Source organism: Geothrix sp. 21YS21S-2 (assembly GCF_030846775.1).
In the GTDB taxonomy this organism is placed as follows: Bacteria; Acidobacteriota; Holophagae; order Holophagales; family Holophagaceae; genus Mesoterricola.
Window position 1 is genome coordinate 956273 of record NZ_CP132910.1, and the last position, 17162, is coordinate 973434.

18 protein-coding genes and 2 tRNA genes are annotated in these 17162 nt (G+C 50.8%); 9 read left to right on the top strand and 11 right to left on the bottom strand.

The window, feature by feature from the left end:
* The first annotated feature begins 6 nt into the window (after window positions 1–6).
* Window positions 7–924, top strand: a complete 918-nt coding sequence (locus RAH40_RS04360; RefSeq protein ID WP_306600858.1) for a hypothetical protein — start codon at window positions 7–9, stop codon at window positions 922–924.
* A 32-nt stretch (window positions 925–956) separates the two neighbouring features.
* Window positions 957–1787, top strand: coding sequence for a hypothetical protein (locus RAH40_RS04365; RefSeq protein ID WP_306600859.1), 831 nt, complete (start codon window positions 957–959; stop codon window positions 1785–1787).
* A gap of 727 nt (window positions 1788–2514) precedes the next feature.
* On the opposite strand, the gene RAH40_RS04370 is transcribed toward RAH40_RS04365, so the two are convergent.
* Window positions 2515–3270: a hypothetical protein gene (locus tag RAH40_RS04370; RefSeq protein ID WP_306600860.1), complete on the bottom strand. Its 756-nt coding sequence runs from the start codon at window positions 3268–3270 to the stop codon at window positions 2515–2517.
* 365 nt (window positions 3271–3635) lie between these two features.
* Between RAH40_RS04370 and RAH40_RS04375 the strand changes: the two genes are divergently transcribed.
* Entirely contained in the window at window positions 3636–4169 is a 534-nt protein-coding gene (locus RAH40_RS04375) for an HNH endonuclease (RefSeq protein ID WP_306600861.1), read from the top strand.
* Here RAH40_RS04375 and RAH40_RS04380 read toward each other — a convergent pair whose 3' ends face one another.
* The 4 genes from RAH40_RS04380 to RAH40_RS04395 form a co-directional block, all read right to left on the bottom strand.
* Complete coding sequence (locus RAH40_RS04380; protein WP_306600862.1) at window positions 4170–5072, bottom strand: hypothetical protein; 903 nt, start codon at window positions 5070–5072, stop codon at window positions 4170–4172.
* Window positions 5073–5092: 20 nt separating this feature from the next.
* Window positions 5093–5686: a hypothetical protein gene (locus RAH40_RS04385; RefSeq protein ID WP_306600863.1), complete on the bottom strand. Its 594-nt coding sequence runs from the start codon at window positions 5684–5686 to the stop codon at window positions 5093–5095.
* Between the two features lie 141 nt (window positions 5687–5827).
* Window positions 5828–6448 (bottom strand): hypothetical protein, encoded by a 621-nt coding sequence (locus RAH40_RS04390; RefSeq protein ID WP_306600864.1) that lies wholly within the window; start codon window positions 6446–6448, stop codon window positions 5828–5830.
* Between the two features lie 25 nt (window positions 6449–6473).
* The gene (locus RAH40_RS04395) at window positions 6474–6983 is read right to left on the bottom strand and encodes a hypothetical protein (protein ID WP_306600865.1); all 510 of its coding nucleotides are present in this window, start codon (window positions 6981–6983) and stop codon (window positions 6474–6476) included.
* A 123-nt stretch (window positions 6984–7106) separates the two neighbouring features.
* Between RAH40_RS04395 and RAH40_RS04400 the strand changes: the two genes are divergently transcribed.
* The gene (locus RAH40_RS04400) at window positions 7107–7709 is read left to right on the top strand and encodes a hypothetical protein (protein WP_306600867.1); all 603 of its coding nucleotides are present in this window, start codon (window positions 7107–7109) and stop codon (window positions 7707–7709) included.
* 30 nt (window positions 7710–7739) lie between these two features.
* On the opposite strand, the gene RAH40_RS04405 is transcribed toward RAH40_RS04400, so the two are convergent.
* Both RAH40_RS04405 and RAH40_RS04410 read right to left on the bottom strand, forming a co-directional pair.
* On the bottom strand, window positions 7740–8387 hold the full coding sequence (locus RAH40_RS04405) for a hypothetical protein (RefSeq protein ID WP_306600868.1): 648 nt from the start codon (window positions 8385–8387) through the stop codon (window positions 7740–7742).
* Between the two features lie 105 nt (window positions 8388–8492).
* Window positions 8493–9206 (bottom strand): hypothetical protein, encoded by a 714-nt coding sequence (locus RAH40_RS04410; protein WP_306600869.1) that lies wholly within the window; start codon window positions 9204–9206, stop codon window positions 8493–8495.
* A 219-nt stretch (window positions 9207–9425) separates the two neighbouring features.
* Here RAH40_RS04410 and RAH40_RS04415 point away from each other — a divergent pair, with 219 nt between their 5' ends.
* Complete coding sequence (locus RAH40_RS04415; RefSeq protein ID WP_306600870.1) at window positions 9426–10616, top strand: site-specific integrase; 1191 nt, start codon at window positions 9426–9428, stop codon at window positions 10614–10616.
* 248 nt (window positions 10617–10864) lie between these two features.
* Here RAH40_RS04415 and RAH40_RS04420 read toward each other — a convergent pair.
* Window positions 10865–10939 (bottom strand) — tRNA-Cys (locus RAH40_RS04420).
* Window positions 10940–10991: 52 nt separating this feature from the next.
* Window positions 10992–13016 carry a PocR ligand-binding domain-containing protein gene (locus tag RAH40_RS04425; RefSeq protein WP_306600871.1) on the bottom strand — a complete coding sequence of 675 codons (2025 nt, stop codon included), beginning with the start codon at window positions 13014–13016 and terminating at the stop codon, window positions 10992–10994.
* 189 nt (window positions 13017–13205) lie between these two features.
* Here RAH40_RS04425 and RAH40_RS04430 point away from each other — a divergent pair, with 189 nt between their 5' ends.
* Window positions 13206–13454 (top strand): hypothetical protein, encoded by a 249-nt coding sequence (locus RAH40_RS04430; RefSeq protein WP_306600872.1) that lies wholly within the window; start codon window positions 13206–13208, stop codon window positions 13452–13454.
* Between the two features lie 523 nt (window positions 13455–13977).
* Window positions 13978–14124: a hypothetical protein gene (locus RAH40_RS04435; RefSeq protein ID WP_306600873.1), complete on the top strand. Its 147-nt coding sequence runs from the start codon at window positions 13978–13980 to the stop codon at window positions 14122–14124.
* Window positions 14125–14229: 105 nt separating this feature from the next.
* On the opposite strand, the gene RAH40_RS04440 is transcribed toward RAH40_RS04435, so the two are convergent.
* Window positions 14230–14304 (bottom strand) — tRNA-Gly (locus RAH40_RS04440).
* Between the two features lie 36 nt (window positions 14305–14340).
* On the bottom strand, window positions 14341–14781 hold the full coding sequence (locus tag RAH40_RS04445; protein ID WP_306600874.1) for a Fur family transcriptional regulator: 441 nt from the start codon (window positions 14779–14781) through the stop codon (window positions 14341–14343).
* 77 nt (window positions 14782–14858) lie between these two features.
* Here RAH40_RS04445 and RAH40_RS04450 point away from each other — a divergent pair, with 77 nt between their 5' ends.
* Window positions 14859–16529 (top strand): nitrogen regulation protein NR(II), encoded by a 1671-nt coding sequence (locus RAH40_RS04450; RefSeq protein WP_306600875.1) that lies wholly within the window; start codon window positions 14859–14861, stop codon window positions 16527–16529.
* Window positions 16530–16675: 146 nt separating this feature from the next.
* A complete protein-coding gene (locus RAH40_RS04455) occupies window positions 16676–17161 on the top strand; it encodes an LSm family protein (RefSeq protein WP_306600876.1) in 486 nt (161 codons plus the stop codon).
* Window position 17162: the final 1 nt, after the last annotated feature.

Sequence of the window (17162 nt, forward strand, 5' to 3'; positions counted from 1 at the left end):
CAGAGCATGTTACTTGAGCCAATTAAACAGGCTTGTTCTAATTGCCATCTGGTTCATGTGGCAATTCAGCAAATCCAACAGGTCCAGGCACCTCCCATGCCAACACCGGGTTTTCTTTCATTGAATTGGGGCAACCTGGCCTCTCTTGCTGGTGCCATTGTCGCTGGTGTGGCGGCCTATCAAGCAAAGATTGCAGCAAGGGCCAGCCGGGAATCAGCAGATGTGATGAAGAAGGAATACAAACAGCAGCTAAATCAGCAGAAACCAGTAATGGATTTTGAAAGCATCATATTTCATAGTGACACAAAGAATGGCCAGATATTAGGCTCAAAAATATATCCAAGATTTATTACCGTCAAAATCAGTAACATCAAGGGTGAAAATATTAATTACGTTGACTATGTTTATGCGGTTACAGACGATTCAAAGGTGCTATCTATTGGTTATGAAAACATGCCTCTTCAATACAGTCATTGTTATAGGCATACGCTTAACATCGACCTAGAGAATGATAGCAATTATAATCCAGAGAATATGTTTTTATTCATTTTTCTATCTGTTATGGATTCATCGAATAGAGAAGCCTTCTCAATATATGGTCAGCAGGTTAAACCTGGAAATAGCTTTGACGCACTTGAAACAGAAATATCAAAGCCTATTGATACAAATTATTTGATTCTTGATTCAATTAGAGAAATCATCTGGGACCACGTAATAGTGAATATGGATACATACGACCAATTATGTCTATCTCAAATATTAAATCAGGACCTTGATTTCCGTGAATTTAGAAAGCAACCTCAATACAAAGATTTTCTGCCTGACATTTGGGAAATTGTTGATAAGGAACCTGAAGAAGAGAAGAAGTCTATATGGTCGAAATTCCGAAAAAGAGTGAAGCTGAAAGAAGACCAAATAGTATGATGTATCCTCTTACGCATCAGTGGAGATAGACCATGTTCCTTGATCCTGTCTACCATGTGGCTGTTCAAGCGATGCCTCACCAAAGCTGGCTCTCTACAAATGGGCTAAGTGCCCTTGCAGCTACTGCTTCATTCTTGGCTGCTGGTGCAAGCTGGCTAAGTGTCTACTGGGCGAACAAGGCCAGAAAAGAGGAATTGGATAGGAGCAAACCAGATTTACAATTTGGCTATATGAATGTTGAAGATTCATCATCAGTCGAAAAAGATTTCAACATGGTTGACTTGAAATTCATGCTATACAACACGAAAAGAAACAAAATCCAGAGTATAGAGCAGACAATATTTATAACCTATCCGAGTAATGTAAAAAAAGATACAAGCAGATACCACTTTGACTACATGATAGGAACAGATGGGCATCAAATTGATCTACAACACAATATATTGCCATGTCCAGAACCAAAATCATTGATAATAATGATGCTTAAGACAACAGATGTATTTGGCAATACTGGTGAAAACATTTTCACATTATATTTTATAATAAAAGGAATGGCAATTCAATCTGGTGATGAAATGGAAATGTGCATGAAAGAAAGAAGACCTGTATTATATCAGGCAAATTCGGCTGGACAATTGGCACTTGGCGAAACAGCTTTTGTTCCATATCTACATCCAGCCATTATTGATAGACTTGTAATATGCCTAACAGATATTCACGATGATAAAATCGATAAGATGCTGTTTGACAAGGACTTGATTAATGCTCTACGCAAATTCAAATTTCGCAAGATACTTGGCAGATTTAACATAATAAAACATATTCGTGTAGCAATAAAAAGCATGATACACAAGATGCATTAGGCCAATCATACACATAATATCTCTACCTGTAATATTGGCCTAAACAAGATGATTTAACATCTATTGACCTATTCAATTCAATCTCTTTGTATCGTAAAACCCACTCGCTTCGCTCGTTAGGGTTTTACTCTTCCTCGCCTTCGGCTCGGAGAAACACTAAAAGAATAATCTTTTAATGAAGATAACCTATGACTTTCCCCAGCAACCATTCTCTAAAAAATGGTCTGACTATCAGACCTAAAAGAGATTCAATGGCTACTGGTGAAGTGGTATAGATTCAACCTACCGGATTTCTAAAGGTGAAGGTCAATTTGATTCCTGAGTCTAAATTGATTGCTTCTGGAGAGGGTCACGCTGTTCCCCACTTTAGTCTTACTCCAGACTTCACAGCCTGGACATGACGGTAATTCCCTAACAACCAAATCCGGTAGCAATTAGGGCATTCACTCTTACGAGTGGCTATAATAACAAGTCGAAGTAGATTATAGCTTCCTGAGACGGTTCCTAAAACATCTGCCGCTATCATTCCTCGGCTACTTTCCAGGTCTTGGCCTCTATAATATAATTCGGACGATTGAACCGTCCGTAAAAGCGATTTTGAAAATATATTTTTCAACGTGATCAAAGCCACTCTCTACAGAAATGGCAGACCAGAGATTATCATTAACATTTGTAATGGTCATACATTGCATAATAATCAATAACACTATTCTATAACAATTCCATTCTAATCTTCTAAATATGAACCTTTTGGCTTCATAACAAATTTCTTCAATTCTTCTAAATAATCACCCTTGGGTTCCATATTTTTTAATAGCTCAATAGCCTTCACCGGATCAAGACCAAGATCAGAGGCAACCTCTTCAAAAATCAATTGATCTAATGCAGGATCAAAGTCTTTCGTCGCAATTCGTGTATAATTTTCAATTAAATCAATAATAAAATTAATATATTTGCGTATTCTATCCAATTCTTTCCTTTTTGCATCATCAATCCCTTCATCAAAAGTGGATACGGTGCCAAGCAAGGGCGTCAACATGAAAGGGATAGACCCCAAGAGCATTTCAATGCGATCTACAATCACTTTATCAAGATAGGCTTTATGATTTGAGAAAATAGCATTACATTCTGAGAATGCTTTAGTGTAATTCTTTAATTCTTTTTTGAATTCATCAGGTCTTTCAAATGCGATACTACCTCTCATGCCGTTATACGATTTTGACAAGACGTGGGTAGCGATAGAAAATGCCCCAACAAATTGAAATCTCTTCTCCTGTTCAAGCTTGTGAGAAAATGCTTCCTTTCCCAAATCAGATTCCAGCCTCTTCATCTTTTCATCAATACCGCTTTGGTAATCTTTTAGATTCTTCTCTACTGCCTCTCGGATCTTTTCGTCCGTAGCCTTGACCAGGGTTTTCAGGCTCCACCAGCCATAGACTCCAAGCCCAAGTAAGCCGATCTCTCCCCATATCAGTCCAATCATGTTCGGCTCCGAAGCGAATCAACCTGTAGTAGCACGACCAGAACCATCAAGCAAGAGATGCCTACTCCAAGTCCGGCCAAAAGTCCCAAGATGGAACCAAGGCCACACGGCAATTCAAGAAACACCATTACAGTGAATCTCTAAATTAATTTCATCCCGATTCAATAGACCCGAATCGTATTTATGAATTAAATATCAGAGATTCACACAATGGACAATGATACACGCAAGATACTATTACAAAAGCTCAAGTATGATTTAGAAGCTCTTGATGCAGCAACAGAGAGTGTCCTAACAGATATTGAGACAGTAGAACAGCAGAAGATAGACATCATGCTCCAAATCCTATACGGGCTGGAGTAGTGATGAGCGAAACCATAAGCCGTAAAGAGCAATTAGAAGAAGATGTATACGCACTTCTCAAGAAGCTGGACATGCTTCAAACAAGGGTATTGTCTGTCGCTTGGCACATGATTCCCCATCTCCAGTCTGAATTCCCAATGCTCCCACGAGGGAAGGTCAAGCGAGAGGATGAAGAGAGGTTCCTTGAGGATTTCTACCAGGCCTACAGCAAGGGCACCTTTGATGCCTACCTGAAGAAGCGAGAAGAGAGATGGGCCTTCTACCGCTCTCCAGAATGGGCAGAGAAGAAGGCAGAGGCCTACAAGGTCTTTGGGCACCGCTGCATGGCCTGCGGAGCCTCTGGCGGGCCTCTATCAGTCGATCACATCATCAGCCGCAATGAGGCACCAGAGAAGGAGCTTGAAATCAAAAATCTCCAGATTCTCTGCATCTTTTGCAATAAGGGAAAGAGTGGTTCCAGACAAGATTACAGGAAGAGAGAAGACCTGCTAAGTCTAATCAGGCACCTTGGAATCAAGCTCAACAAAGCAAGCTAATCAAAGATCACCCAATCTAATCACATTGATTTTGGCAGAAGCAACCTGCCTTTTTGATGTTTTCCCCATTTTTCTACTTGAAGCTGGGCGCATTCGCCGTCCAGAACCAACAACCTTAATAAGTCCAACCAATGAAAGCATTGATAATAATTCAGTATTGATATGTTTTTCAAAATATTTTTCAATTCCAACATTAACGATTGGATTAATATCGCCATTACTGCAATACAGCATGGATGGCATATCCGTAAATTCCGATTTGCCTGAGTATCTAATTGTTCTTATTTTGGCATACATGTAATTTGTAAGCATTTTGCTATTCGGCGCATAATGTATAAAATACACACCCCTACTAATAAGACCGTCTATTCCTTCAGCTTCAACGATCAATACAATTTCTACGTTAGATTCTTTATACCTTATGCGTGGAGAGCGAACAATAATAGCAATTGATGACTTGTTGCCTCCAAGGACTTTATTACTCAATATATCGGTAGAGCCTTCATTCCTTCCTATCTTGCCATACATGGGTATCGTCTCTAAATCAGTCGCATCAGTCGATATTCTTTTCCCATCTTTCATTATTTCAAATATAACATATCTGATATTATTTAATGGCTTATTTCTGATGTTTTCAAGCTCAAACCGTATTGCAATATTGTTAAAAAGACCATCTTGATATGTCAAATTGTCCTTCAATACTAGAATGGGTTTGTCAGCGTCTTCACGTTTTTGTCTTTCTATTTTTTGCTCTCTGTTACTTCTAATCCCATTGTAAATTGCGAATATAGCACCGCAACCAGTAAATAATGTGAACAGTCCAGAGAATTGAGCAATTTTTTCCCATAATGCTTTTGGCGGGACCTGTTCTACTACAATTCGTATTACTTCTCCAGGTAACATCAAATCTCCAATCTACATTTTCATCCCAGGTAATTTGCTTTCTCCATAAGCATTTTCAAAATATCCAATGGCCTTTGACGGTCCTTCTCTGTAAAAGCAATTGATGGACGGTAATACTGACCAACGCCAGTCCTATAACCATCATTCCAAGGTATATTTATAATCGATTCTACTTCCAATAGATATTTTTCCATCATGTCAACAAATTCAGGCCCCAAATGAATCATTTGCATTCTTGAAAATGTAATCAATTCTTGTGTCCTTTGACGAATATTACCAATGGCGTATTTGGGATCATCTTGCGATTTTTCAATCTGCCAATAGCTTTTGACGTTATTATATATTTGGTCCAATACCTCCTGGTAATGTCTTGAAATATCATAATGAATCTTTTGCATTCTTCTTTCTTCAATTTTTGCTTCTTCCATTGCCTTTAATTCGGCAGACCTGTCTATCTTTGCCAATTCAAGCTCATTTCCCAATTTAATCTTTTTCACTTCTCCAGCGTAAACCAGATATTTCTCAAATCCTTTGTATGCAGCGTATGCAATAACAAGAGCAATAGATAGCACTAGGCCATACGTCTTTACAATGTATATCCATAGATTTTCCATTGTTCGATCTCCAATCTTTTATTTTGGTTGTTTGGCGTTTTTGCCTTTTGAGTCGGTTGTCTTACTAATTCCAAAATCAGCATTTTACATCTAATTAATCAATCCCAACGGTGATTCGACAATAGTATTTGAAGCTTGTCACTAAGCAAAAATCGATTTTAACAATGGGATCACGAGCTTAAAAACAAATGATCCGAAATAAATTATAATAGTAATATTAAAAACGCTGAAGGCAGTAACAAGAATTAGATAAGCAATTTTCTTGCTTTTCTTAAACACATTTTCACCATCTCTTACAATATTCCATTCTTTTTTTAACATATACGCAAATGCATCTATCACTGACTCAAATTGCGCTATTCTCAATACCGAGTCAGCAAATCTAGCCTTACCGTTTGTATCAGCCTGTATTTCCTTTATCATGGAAACAAGTCCAGAATGCTCTGTCGGATTTAGCCTGAGTATTATGCGATTAGCCAGGGCATTCATCTTTGATAGTGCGTCCATGTGTGTTTCTGGTTTTATTTCCACATGGTTCACAGTATGTATAACATGGTTGCCATGGTCCGTAAATCTATATAATGCGTTCACCAAACCAAAGAAATCTGAAACATCAATTCTTATCGCATCTATCCAAGCTTGCCTAAATTTGGATATCTCATTTTCCTTTGAAATAATCATGCTAATATAGGAGAAGCCACCCGCGATTAGTGCGGCCGAAATAACACCCACTACGGCTAGAAATTCCTTGTAATTTTCCATGTTTTCTCCCATCCATTATTATTCACTACAGATTTTCACGTTCTTTGGTTAATCTTGTTCCGTATATTATTTTCAGGAAATTCAATTTACCGTCTTCACTACTAATAAGTAATAACGTTATATCAATTTTTCCCAAAATCCAGATCATTTCTTTTCTAGTAAATGACGCCACATCGGTTCGCTTTGGCATTCCGTATTTATCCGATAAGCTTTTGAACAAATTACTATACGTATTTACGGCTGAAGCTCTACCAATTTCAGAGGGAGCAGACAAGTGAACCTGCTTCAATTTATCATTTTTAATATAAAACATAGCCGTAAAGGATTCACCATCGAGCATCACATCTTTCAGAATATACGGAGACGTTGAACCATCACTCAATGGGCTATCTTCTGGATTAGGAACCAGCCCTTTAATGGTTTTCAATAGCTCCTTTGTAGACATTCCTGCCCTTGCCTCTTTCCAGAGTGCCTGGGCATTGGCCATATTGGTAAGCAGACAGGGAACCGAAAGAAATAATACAAGTGGTCTCATGACCTCTCCGGCTTGGTTGGAATCTGGAGAGATGGTAGTCCCATCCTCTCTTAAATCCAAGAATCTTTGGTTGACCAAATCTGGTTCTGCTAATCTCGTGGCATCCATCAGACAGGAGAACCCATGAGATGCACCTACCCTGCCCTTCTCCTATGCCTGGTTCTGGCCTGTGATCAGAGAGCCACCACACCACCCGCGCAGGCTATAGCTCCCGCCGTGGCCCCTACTCCTGTCGTCCCTGCCCCACCACCTACGCCCTATGGCATTAAGAAGATTTTTGCAGGCATGACCTTGAAGGAATTCATGGCAGCGAAGCCAAACATCTATCTTACTTTTATGTCCGACGGCGTTAAGTGCTACACCATAAAAGAGACAATTGCAGGCGTGAAGTGTGAACCCATTTGTTCTTTTGAGGATTATGGAGACGGCAAGATCCTAGACCGATTACATTTTTCAATTAAAGATTATGACTATAGCTCAATCAGAGATGCCATCATTGAAAAATACGGTTATCCATCAAAGGCTGAAAAGGTAACGAAGCATAATGCGATGGGAGCATCATTTCACGGTGAAGAGCTTGAGTGGAGGAACAGCATCAGCTTCATTAGGGCTGAACAGGTTGGATCAAAGGTATCTGAATCTTCCTTCAGCTTTGGGTATACGGACGCCAAGCATAGAACGTCAAAAGAAGATTTAGCCAAAGAAAAGAAAAAGAAGGATATTTAAGGCAGACTTGAGACGCATATAGTAATTCTATTAATTATAGACCTTTGTTTTCTTTATCATTTCCAGGAATTTAAGATGGATTGCACTTGTATTTTCAGCGTATTTCTTCATATCAATTGAATATATTGCCGCTAATGGCCCAGTGGTGATATAAACAAAATCAGACTTAACATCTTTGACAATTCCATCGATTCCGTCGATTACATTTTGGTCTCCAGACAAAAGATGTAAATCATATAATGTTAATTCAATAGATTCCAATTCATGACCTATTTCCTGTGATAATTGATTGACCTTGCTTGGATTTGTGCTATAAGAAGCATCAAATCTAGGGTCACGATAATTTGGATCAATCTTTCCATTAAATTCATTTGAAATTTCACGTCTATAGCCTATTATTTTATTAATGCTTTTATAAATTGATATATAATCACTTTTGGCAAGATCAGCCTTTTTGAGGGTAATCTCATTTTTTAATTGATTTTTGTTTGACATGTAGCTTCCAGCTATCGCAAGGATACCTCCAACCATTACTGACATCACCGGCATTAGCATCTCGCTAACCCTTTTCTGTTTGCCTTCATTAACATTCCTCAATCTATTAAAAATATAATACGGCTTTCTACGCACTGGAAACCTCCTATGTGAAATCCTTAGCTTCCCGAGGAGAAAAGACACCCAATCTTCCGACCTCCGGTTTTGTGCCCTACCCTACTCCAAAACCCCAAATAAAAAAAGAGCCTCAATCAAGAGGCTCTGATCTTGAGTGGTAGCTAGTGCTGGCTACTTGAGCTTCTTAGAGGCGCGAGCCTTGGCAAGAGCCTTGATGGCGGCCAGATTCCCCTTCCGGCTCGACGTTTTGATGTATCCGGTCGGGCCAGTGCCGAATTGCTTCTGATACGAGGTAAGAATGTCGATCGCTTCAGCCTTGAAGGTTTCAGTAGCTACGGCCACCTGGAATTGCATCACCATCTCTTCAGGAGTGCCCTTGAACCTCTTGGCAATACCCTTAGCGAAGGTTTCAGCATTCTTCTCAACCTGCGTAGCCCTCTGACCTGTTCCCACGCTCTTCTTAGGCTTGATGGCAACCATAGCCGAGAGAGCTTCAGAGTATTCCATTTCAGCCGCCTCAACAGCATCAAGGAAGGCTGAATACTTCTTCTCCAGAGCCGCATAGATGATGTGGTTCTGTCGTGCTTCAGGCTTGCCAGCAATTTCAGATTCAAGCCTAGTGATTACAGCGGCAGGGATGGAGATCTTGCCAAAGCGATATTCGGCCTTGTCGCTCTTGCCGGTGCCTTTGATGTAGCTGAAGAGGTTTTCCTTTTTCATTACGGGCATCTTGTCTCCTGTGGGTTGTGGTGCCGGTGAAGGTGGAAGAGATGGAGTAGCAGAGATGATGATTTGTGTAGCTTGAGCCTCTGTCTTTTGAGCGTCAAGCTGTTTCTGCTTCTCCAGCTTGGCTCTAGCACTATTCGGAAATTTGAAGATTGACATATGCACTACCTCCAATGTTCAGTATATGCTTATGATATAGATTGCAAGATATTATTTTACGATTGTTATTCAATGCTAGATCCAGCCTTGAGAAGCCATCTCATCCACCCCTGAACCAAAGATTTTCTTCTCCAGGCCTCTTCTGATAGTGCTACCATTTCCTAGCTTTCTTGCCTAACAGAATGTCCGAGATGCTAGACCATCTACAGGAGAGATGAGATGCCAGCACCAAAGCTAAAGGCACCAATTATTAAGCTTGCAACAAAGGAAGAGGCTGTAGCTAAAGACAGGGTATCCAGGGGCGGATTGAAGAAGAGAGGCCGATACTACCACTATCGATTTGAGGTAGAAGGCCATGAATACACAGGCTCCACCAAACAGGAGACCTTGAAAGAGGCTAAGAAAGAGCTAGAAAGGCAGAGACAGAAGATCCACCATCGGACCAAAGGAACACCTTTCAATCCCCTACTTTCCGAGCTAATCACAGAATGGGAGAAGACCCAAAGAGCGGACAACCATTCAGAGAAGCACATAGCCAATTGTTCCAGACTCTTCAAGGATCATGTCTACCCTGTCATCAAAGAACACTTCAACCATGAGACTGGAGACATCAAGCTTGATTCATTTACAGATAAGATGGTTGAACAGATTAAGATTGAATACCAAAAGACACATACTGAGCATGGATGCAATACGCTACTTAGATACGTGTCTGGCATTCTCAAGTATGGAAACAAAAATTACAAGATCGACATTCCAGCCGTATCCAAGCTCAAAGCGCAGAAGAAGCCAATCACGTATCTTGATGAAGAAGAAATATTTACTTTCTTGGATCACATTGATTTCAAGAACAGCAAGGCTGGCAATGGAGCCAAGGTCCCATTGAATGTCCAAATCAGCTTTGCTGTAAGGGTAATGCTCTTCATGGGATTCAGAGAAGATGAAGTGCTGGATATGACCTGGAATAATTACAATGCAAAGAATATGACCTACACCTTGAATCAAGACACCAAAGGCGGTGAATCTCCTACCGTAGCTGTTCCAGAAGAAGTAGCAGAGTGGTTGCCCAAGCTCAAAGTGAATGGAGCCTACCTACTGCATCAGCCGGATGGATCTAGGCACCACGAGGGATACACGAGCAACCCGATTAGACGAGCTTCAAAGAAGATGGGTCGTAATTTTGGGCCTCACGAGCTACGCAGGACTCACGGCTGTATGCTGGCCTTTCTTCAGACTGGAGCCTTCACCATCCAAAAGGCACTACGTCACAAGAGCATTGCCACTTCACAGGCATATGTGGATATAGCCAATCGGGTGGTAGCAGAGGCACAGGGAAAGATGATGGAGAACCTACGGAAAAATAGAGAGGCCCGGAAGCAGAAAGCAGATATAGAAGCAAGCAAAAAGTAACATCTCAAAAATATTATTAGAAACCAATTGACAGAGGCTAGGATCTATGATCTTGGCCTCTTCCCAATTTTGAGACTATCTGATCTGGGACAAGAGAGCCTGGATCAGTGATGGAGAGAAGCGGCCAAAAATTAGTAGTGGCGTGATTGGGCCTAGCTGAAAGGTCGTGCAAAAGTCGTAGCACAGCGTGGAACAATGAAAAGGCCCCGTGGAACACAGGGCCTAAATCGTTGAATCTATTGGTGTTTTGGAGGCGCCGATCGGAATCGAACCGATGAATGGCAGATTTGCAGTCTGCGGCCTTACCACTTGGCTACGGCGCCATAGCCCATAGGCTACCACAGCCTGCCCGGATCGGCTCCCCCAAAGTCGGGATCACACCCCGGGCGCCAGCGCCCTGGCGGCTTCCAGGCCCCGCTTCACATCGTCGAGGCTGTAGGGCTTGGGCAGCAGAACCACGGCCGGGAACCGGTCCACGAGGTCCAGCACGGCCCGGTCCACGTGGCCCGTGGCGAGCAGCACCGGCACCGGCCAGCGCTCCCGGAGGCGCGGCAGGGTGCCCGAGCCCCCGAGGCCGGGCATGTTCATGTCCAGGATGACCACGTCGGGCAGCGGGCCCAGGGTCAGGGCCTCCAGGGCCTCCTCGCCGGTGGAGGCGGTGGAGGGACAGGTGCCCAGGAGTTCCAGGAGCACCTGCATGGTGCAGCGGATCAGCTCGTCGTCGTCCACCACCAGCACGTTCATGGGGGCGGCGTCCCCGGCGGGGCGGGGGGCGGCGGGCTCCGGGCGGCCCGGGGCCGCGGCGGAGGCGGGCAGACGGATCCGCACCTGGGTTCCGGCGCCCGGCTCGCTCTGGATGTCCAGCTGGCCCCGGTGGGCCTTCACGGTGCGGAAGACCATGGCGAGCCCCAGGCCGGTGCCCTTGCCCACGTCCTTCGTCGTGAAGAACGGGTCCGTGGCCCGGGCGAGGACCTCGGGGCTCATGCCGCACCCCGTGTCCTCCACGACGACCTCCACCCAGTCGTTGTCGGCGTTGCGCGTGCGGAGCGTGAGCGTGCCGGCGTCCCCCATGGCGTCCACGGCGTTCACGCAGAGGTTCATGAGCAGGTGCACCAGGGCGCCGGGGTCCCCCCGGATGCCCCGGAGCGCCGGATCCAGGTCCAGGCGCAGGTCGACCCGGGACAGGGTGCTGCGTTCCAGGAGGGCCACCTCCTCGTGGAGCAGCTCGTTCAGGTCCAGCTCCCGCTCCTCCGCGGGCCGCGCCCGGGCGAAGTCCAGCAGGCCCCTGACCATCTTCCCGCCGCGCTGGGCCGCCTTGATGATGGTCTCGAAGGCAAGGCGGGCCGGGCTGCCCGGGGGCTGGGCCCCCAGGTTGGCCGAGGCCAGCCCCAGGATGGCGCCCAGCACGTTGTTCATGTCGTGGGCGATGCCGCCGGCCATGCTGCCAAGGCTGTCCATCTTCTGGGACTGGAGGAGCTGGTTCTGGAGCCGGAGGGTCTCGGCCTCCGCGCGCCTGCGCGGGCCGATATCCCGGATGAACGCGAACAGCTCGTCGCCGTCCGGCAGCGCCTGCACGCAGAGCTCCACCGGCATGAGGCTGCCGTCCTTGCGCCGGTGCACGGTCTCGAAGCGGTTGTTCTCCCCGGTGCGGATGGCCTTGATGTGGTCGAGGATCTCCCCGGGGCCCTCCTGGGCCTCCACGAGGGCGATGGGCTGGCCCAGGAGCTCCTCGCGGGCATACAGGCTCATGGCGCAGTACGCGTCGTTCACGGAGCGGATCCGGCCGCCGTGGTCCGCCGTCCAGAAGCCGTCCATCGCGGTCCGGAGGATCGCGCGGGAGCGCTCCTCGCTCAGCTCCAGCGACGCCCGGGCCTCCTGAGTGCGCCGCTGCATCATGCCCTGGCTGGCCATGGATTCGGCGAGCCGGGTGATGAAGCCGAGGTGCCGGTCGATCAGCTCGCGGGTGAGGACCGGCACCCGGGCGAAGGCCTCCCCGTAGGCCGCCCCGTCAAACCCGAAGGCCGCCGCCTGGGCCTTCACCGCCTCCGGGTCCGGGGGCTCCAGGAGGACCTGCCCCGTGAAGACGTTGGCCAGGTGCCTCCCCTCGACCACCAGGGGGGCAGCGGCGTCGACCAGGCCGCGCGGGCAGGTGGCCTGCGCCTTCCCGGCGGAGGTGAGCCCGGCGGCCAGGCCCAGGTCGCTGGCGAGACAATCCCTGGCCGCGTCCGGATGAAGGCGGTGGAACTTCGCGCAGACCTCCTGCCAGCCCGAGGCCGTCAGCACCTGGCCTTCCAGGCCGATGATGGCGGACGGAATCCCAGCCGACTCGAACAGGGCGTCCAGAAGGACCTGGAGCCTGGGCAGGTCGAGGATTTCCTGGAGGCGTGGGGCCTCAGGCAAGGGAGCCTCCCGGACGAAGACGGCGTGGCTGGCAAAGAGGGGACCACCTAGGCAAATAATAGGCTCATTCCAGCAGCGGGCTCATGAACATTGCGCCTTTATGCCTAATCGCAATCCCGTCCCCAGGGGTGGGCGGGGGCGCCGGAAGGACCGTATATTGGGACATCCCCCCGCCTCCAAGGAGGTCCCGTGGCCGTCCTGGATGCATGCAACCTCTGCGGAGGAATGGGGTTCCTCCGGTTTCCCGAGGGGGACCGGCACCTCTCGGGCCGCTGTCCGGCCTGCCGTGGCGCCGGGGTGGTGGAATCCTGGCGGCAGGCGACAGCCGCCGGGCATGCCGGGTGGCTGTGCGGGCCCGCCCACAGGCTGGATGGAGCTGAAGTCCGCCTCACCTTGCGGGTGCGCGCCGAACGTGAGTTCCGGGCCTCGGAGCGGTGATGGAAACCACCCATGGTTCGTGGTCGTGCCCCCCCGGCAGCGGGAGCCGGCCGAAAGCGGGCAGCCCTTCCGAACCGTGGCGGAGGAGCGTCCGGTGGGCTTCCTCATGCACCGGGAGGGACCCTTCGTGGTTGCGAATCCGGAGGACGCCCGCCAGCCTCATCGGCAGGCGGGTCCAGGCCTTCATCCCTCCCGATGATCTTAGGGAAGCCTGCAAAGCGGTCCAGGCGACCCTGGCCTCCGGCCGGCCCCCAGGGGGCGCCTCCCGCGCGGGGACGGGTCCCTCGCCGGCGTGGCCGCCAACCGCCGGGCCGTGACCTGCGGGGAGCGGATCAGGCCCGACGGCCGCGCGCGCGGTTCCGTCCGGATCAGCTTCCTCGACCTGAGGATTTTTCCCGCCCGGGCCTCGCGCCGCTGACCATTTCGCCTAAATTGGGGGGACACCGCAGGTTGGGTAGGAGGAGACGTCATGTCGCGTACCTCGCCGCACACTGTCCAATGCACAGGCTGTCGAAGGATCTTCGTGAACCCGTTCTGGATGCGGGAGCGCAGGGAATACCACGTCAAGTACCGCGTAAGCGTCTGCCCCCAGTGCATCGACCTGGGCGGCGCCCATCGGCCCGTGCCCCGGGAATCCACACCCCCCCCGAAGAGCTACGACCGGCCTTGAAACGGTACAGGGCCTCCAAAGGGGATCAAAGCCCTGCATCGTGAAGGCGCCCGGATCCGTCGTGGTCATGGCAAAAAACAAGGCCTCCGAAGAGGCCTTGTTTTTTGGAGCGGGTGAAGGGATTTGAACCCTCGACTTCAACCTTGGCAAGGTTGCACTCTACCACTGAGTTACACCCGCGGGGGAGATTCAAGACTACCACATTCGGCCGGAACGTCAACCCTGATTTGCTCCGCTGCAGGCGGGGCAGATGCCGAAGAGGCTGAGTTGGTGGCGGGTTATGCGGTACCCGCTCATCTTTTCCATGCCGGCGAGACTGGATTCGATGCCGCATGCGTCCACCTCCACCGTCCGGCCGCAGGACTCGCAGGAAAGGTGGTGGTGGTGGGAGGAGGAGCGGCACAGGACGAAGCGCATCACCTGGTCCTGCCCCTGGAGGCTCTCCGCCCAGCCTTCGGTCACGAAGCGCTCCAAATTCCGGTACACGGTGGGCACGCCCGAACGGCCCTTCTCGAGGCGCTCCCAGATCTCCTCCACCGTCAGGGGGCGGTCGGAGGTCTGCAGGACCTTGAGGATGGCCTCCCGCTGCGGAGTCTGGCGCATGCCTGCGGCCCTCAGGGAGGGGGTCTGGGGATGGGCATGCTCGGCGTGGGACATGGTCCCAGAATGCCAAAAAAGGCGTTCCCTGAGACATTTTTCTCTGAAAAACCCGCCGGGGGAGGCATCCTTACCCCATGACGCCCCAGGAGACGGTCCCGAAAGCGGCAAGGGATACCGCGCCGCCCTTCCTGCCCTTGGCCTTCAGGCTGGCGGCCTCCTTCGGCCTGGCCGTGCTCCACCTGGCCCTGCCCTGGGAGGGCCCGGCCCCGGCGGAGGGCCTCTACCTGGCCCTGCTGGGCGCCCTGTTCCTGGAAAGCGTCTGGGAGGCGGCGCGCAGCCACACCCGCAGCGGCGCCCCCTTCGCCACGCCGGCGCCCGCGTGGATCCGCATCAACCTGATCCTCGACCTGGCGCTGGTCACCCTCATCATCGCCTTCCACGGGGTGGACCAGGAGCGGCTCGCCACCATCTACATCTTCCCGGTGCTGGCCTCGGCCTTCTACCTGCACATCTCCGAGATCGTGGCGGTGGGCCTGCTCAGCTCCGCGGCCCACATCGCCTGCGTCATGCTGTTCACCTCCGGGACGCTGCCGCCCTTCGGCCACTCCGGGCCCATCGGGGTGGAACCCTACCAGCTGGCCTACCTCCTGGGGTTCGCGTCCCTGCAGATCTTCGGCGCGACCCTGGTGGTGGTGGTGATCCGCAGTCACATGGAGGGGCTGCGCACCGACCTGAGCCGCAGCGAGGCGGCGGTGGACGAGCTGAGCGCGCTGTACCGGAGGGTCTTCGACTCCATGTTCTCGGGACTGATCACCGCCGACCTGCAGGGCCGGATCACGTCGGCCAATCCGGCCGCGGAGAAGATCCTCCATTCCAGCCTCGTGCCGGGATCGCCCATCGGGCCCTTCGGGTTCGGGGACCTGCAGGACCTCGGCCACCAGGTCAAGGAGCAGCGCTTCGAGATCAGCTTCCAGGCCGCCGACGGCGACCGGCGCATCGTGGGCGGCAACCTGGCCCCGCTGCTGGGCTTCGAGGGCGAGCCCACCGGGCACCTCCTGGTCTTCCAGGACCTCACCGACATCAAGGCCCTGGAGGAACGCACGCGCATCTCCGAGCGCATGGCCACCGTGGGCGAGCTCTCCAGCGAGATGGCCCACGAGCTGCGCAACCCCCTGGCCTCGATCCTCGGCTGCGTCCAGCTCCTCAAGCAGGGCGAGCCGCCCCGGGCCATGACCGAGCGGGTGCTCACCATCCTCCTGCGCGAGTCCGAGCGCGTGAGCACCATCGTGACGGACTTCCTGGACTTCACCCGGCCCCGGCCGGTGCGCATCCAGCCCATCGCCCTGGGCGGCGTGGCCGACGAGCTCAAGGCCAGCTGGGAGACCGACCCCCGCACCGCGGGCCTCGCCCTGGAGGTGGAGGAGCCGCCCCCCGCCATGGTGCTGGGCGATCCCGCCTGGGTGCACCAGGTCTTCATCAACCTCCTGAGCAACGCCCGCAAGGCCGTGCGGGACGAGCCGGCGCCCGCCATCCGCGTGGGGTTCCGCATCCAGGGAACCTTCGTGAGCGCCACCGTGACCGACAACGGCTGCGGCATGCCGGAGGAGCGCCGCCGGACGATTTTCATGCCTTTCTCAAGCGGTTTCGAGGAGGGGACGGGGCTGGGCATGAGCCTGGTATTCCAGTTCGTCCAGCAGATGGGGTGGGCCATCCAGGTGGAGAGCGAGGTGGGCGCGGGCACCACGGTGACCTTGAAAATTCCGCTGGCTCCGGGAACCTTTTCCCCGGTCGCGAAATATCAGTAATGATTTGTCGGAAGGGGCCGGAAAACCTTGCCAATTCCCCTGGAAGGTGGGACATTGCCATTACTTTTTGACGTCGGTCCCGGGGTAGGGGAATTCCTCAAGAGGATCAACCAACCCTTGCCTTTTAAGTGTTTTCAGGATTCACGATGAATCGCAAGCTCATACGCCCCAACCTGACCGCCATCAAGGAAAAAATCGGGCGGACCCCCAAGGCCGCGACCCCGGCCGATGCGCCCACGGTGGTCAAGCCCCCGGCGGAGGCCGTCATCGCCGGAAGCGGCGGGCCCAACCCCGACGCGGCCAGCCTGCCCCAGGGCACCAGCAGTCCCCGTCGCAAGATCGCGCCCCCCGAGCAGACCAACGCCGAGAGCTTCTACTACCTCAAGCAGATGCAGGCCAAGACGCCCATGGTGATCGTGCTCCAGGACGACGAGAAGCTCCGCGGCGTCATCGAGTGGTACGACAAGCACTGCCTGAAGATCAACCGCGTCAAGGAACCCAACGTGGTCGTCCCCAAGCACAACATCAAGTACCTCTACAAGGCGGACGAGGAGCCCCGCATCCGCCGCAGCCGGGGGGGCAAGAAGGACGACGCGTCCTCCCCCGATGTGGAACTGCCCCTCTACGACTGAT

Bases quoted from the DNA above. Each gene is read 5' to 3' on its own strand.
- RAH40_RS04360 (WP_306600858.1), top strand. From the start codon at position 7: ATGTTACTTGAGCCAATTAAACAGGCTTGTTCTAATTGCCATCTGGTT.
- RAH40_RS04365 (WP_306600859.1), top strand. From the start codon at position 957: ATGTTCCTTGATCCTGTCTACCATGTGGCTGTTCAAGCGATGCCTCAC.
- RAH40_RS04370 (WP_306600860.1), bottom strand. From the start codon at position 3,270: ATGATTGGACTGATATGGGGAGAGATCGGCTTACTTGGGCTTGGAGTC.
- RAH40_RS04375 (WP_306600861.1), top strand. From the start codon at position 3,636: ATGAGCGAAACCATAAGCCGTAAAGAGCAATTAGAAGAAGATGTATAC.
- RAH40_RS04380 (WP_306600862.1), bottom strand. From the start codon at position 5,072: ATGTTACCTGGAGAAGTAATACGAATTGTAGTAGAACAGGTCCCGCCA.
- RAH40_RS04385 (WP_306600863.1), bottom strand. From the start codon at position 5,686: ATGGAAAATCTATGGATATACATTGTAAAGACGTATGGCCTAGTGCTA.
- RAH40_RS04390 (WP_306600864.1), bottom strand. From the start codon at position 6,448: ATGGAAAATTACAAGGAATTTCTAGCCGTAGTGGGTGTTATTTCGGCC.
- RAH40_RS04395 (WP_306600865.1), bottom strand. From the start codon at position 6,983: ATGAGACCACTTGTATTATTTCTTTCGGTTCCCTGTCTGCTTACCAAT.
- RAH40_RS04400 (WP_306600867.1), top strand. From the start codon at position 7,107: ATGAGATGCACCTACCCTGCCCTTCTCCTATGCCTGGTTCTGGCCTGT.
- RAH40_RS04410 (WP_306600869.1), bottom strand. From the start codon at position 9,206: ATGTCAATCTTCAAATTTCCGAATAGTGCTAGAGCCAAGCTGGAGAAG.
- RAH40_RS04415 (WP_306600870.1), top strand. From the start codon at position 9,426: ATGCCAGCACCAAAGCTAAAGGCACCAATTATTAAGCTTGCAACAAAG.
- RAH40_RS04445 (WP_306600874.1), bottom strand. From the start codon at position 14,781: ATGTCCCACGCCGAGCATGCCCATCCCCAGACCCCCTCCCTGAGGGCC.
- RAH40_RS04450 (WP_306600875.1), top strand. From the start codon at position 14,859: ATGACGCCCCAGGAGACGGTCCCGAAAGCGGCAAGGGATACCGCGCCG.
- RAH40_RS04455 (WP_306600876.1), top strand. From the start codon at position 16,676: ATGAATCGCAAGCTCATACGCCCCAACCTGACCGCCATCAAGGAAAAA.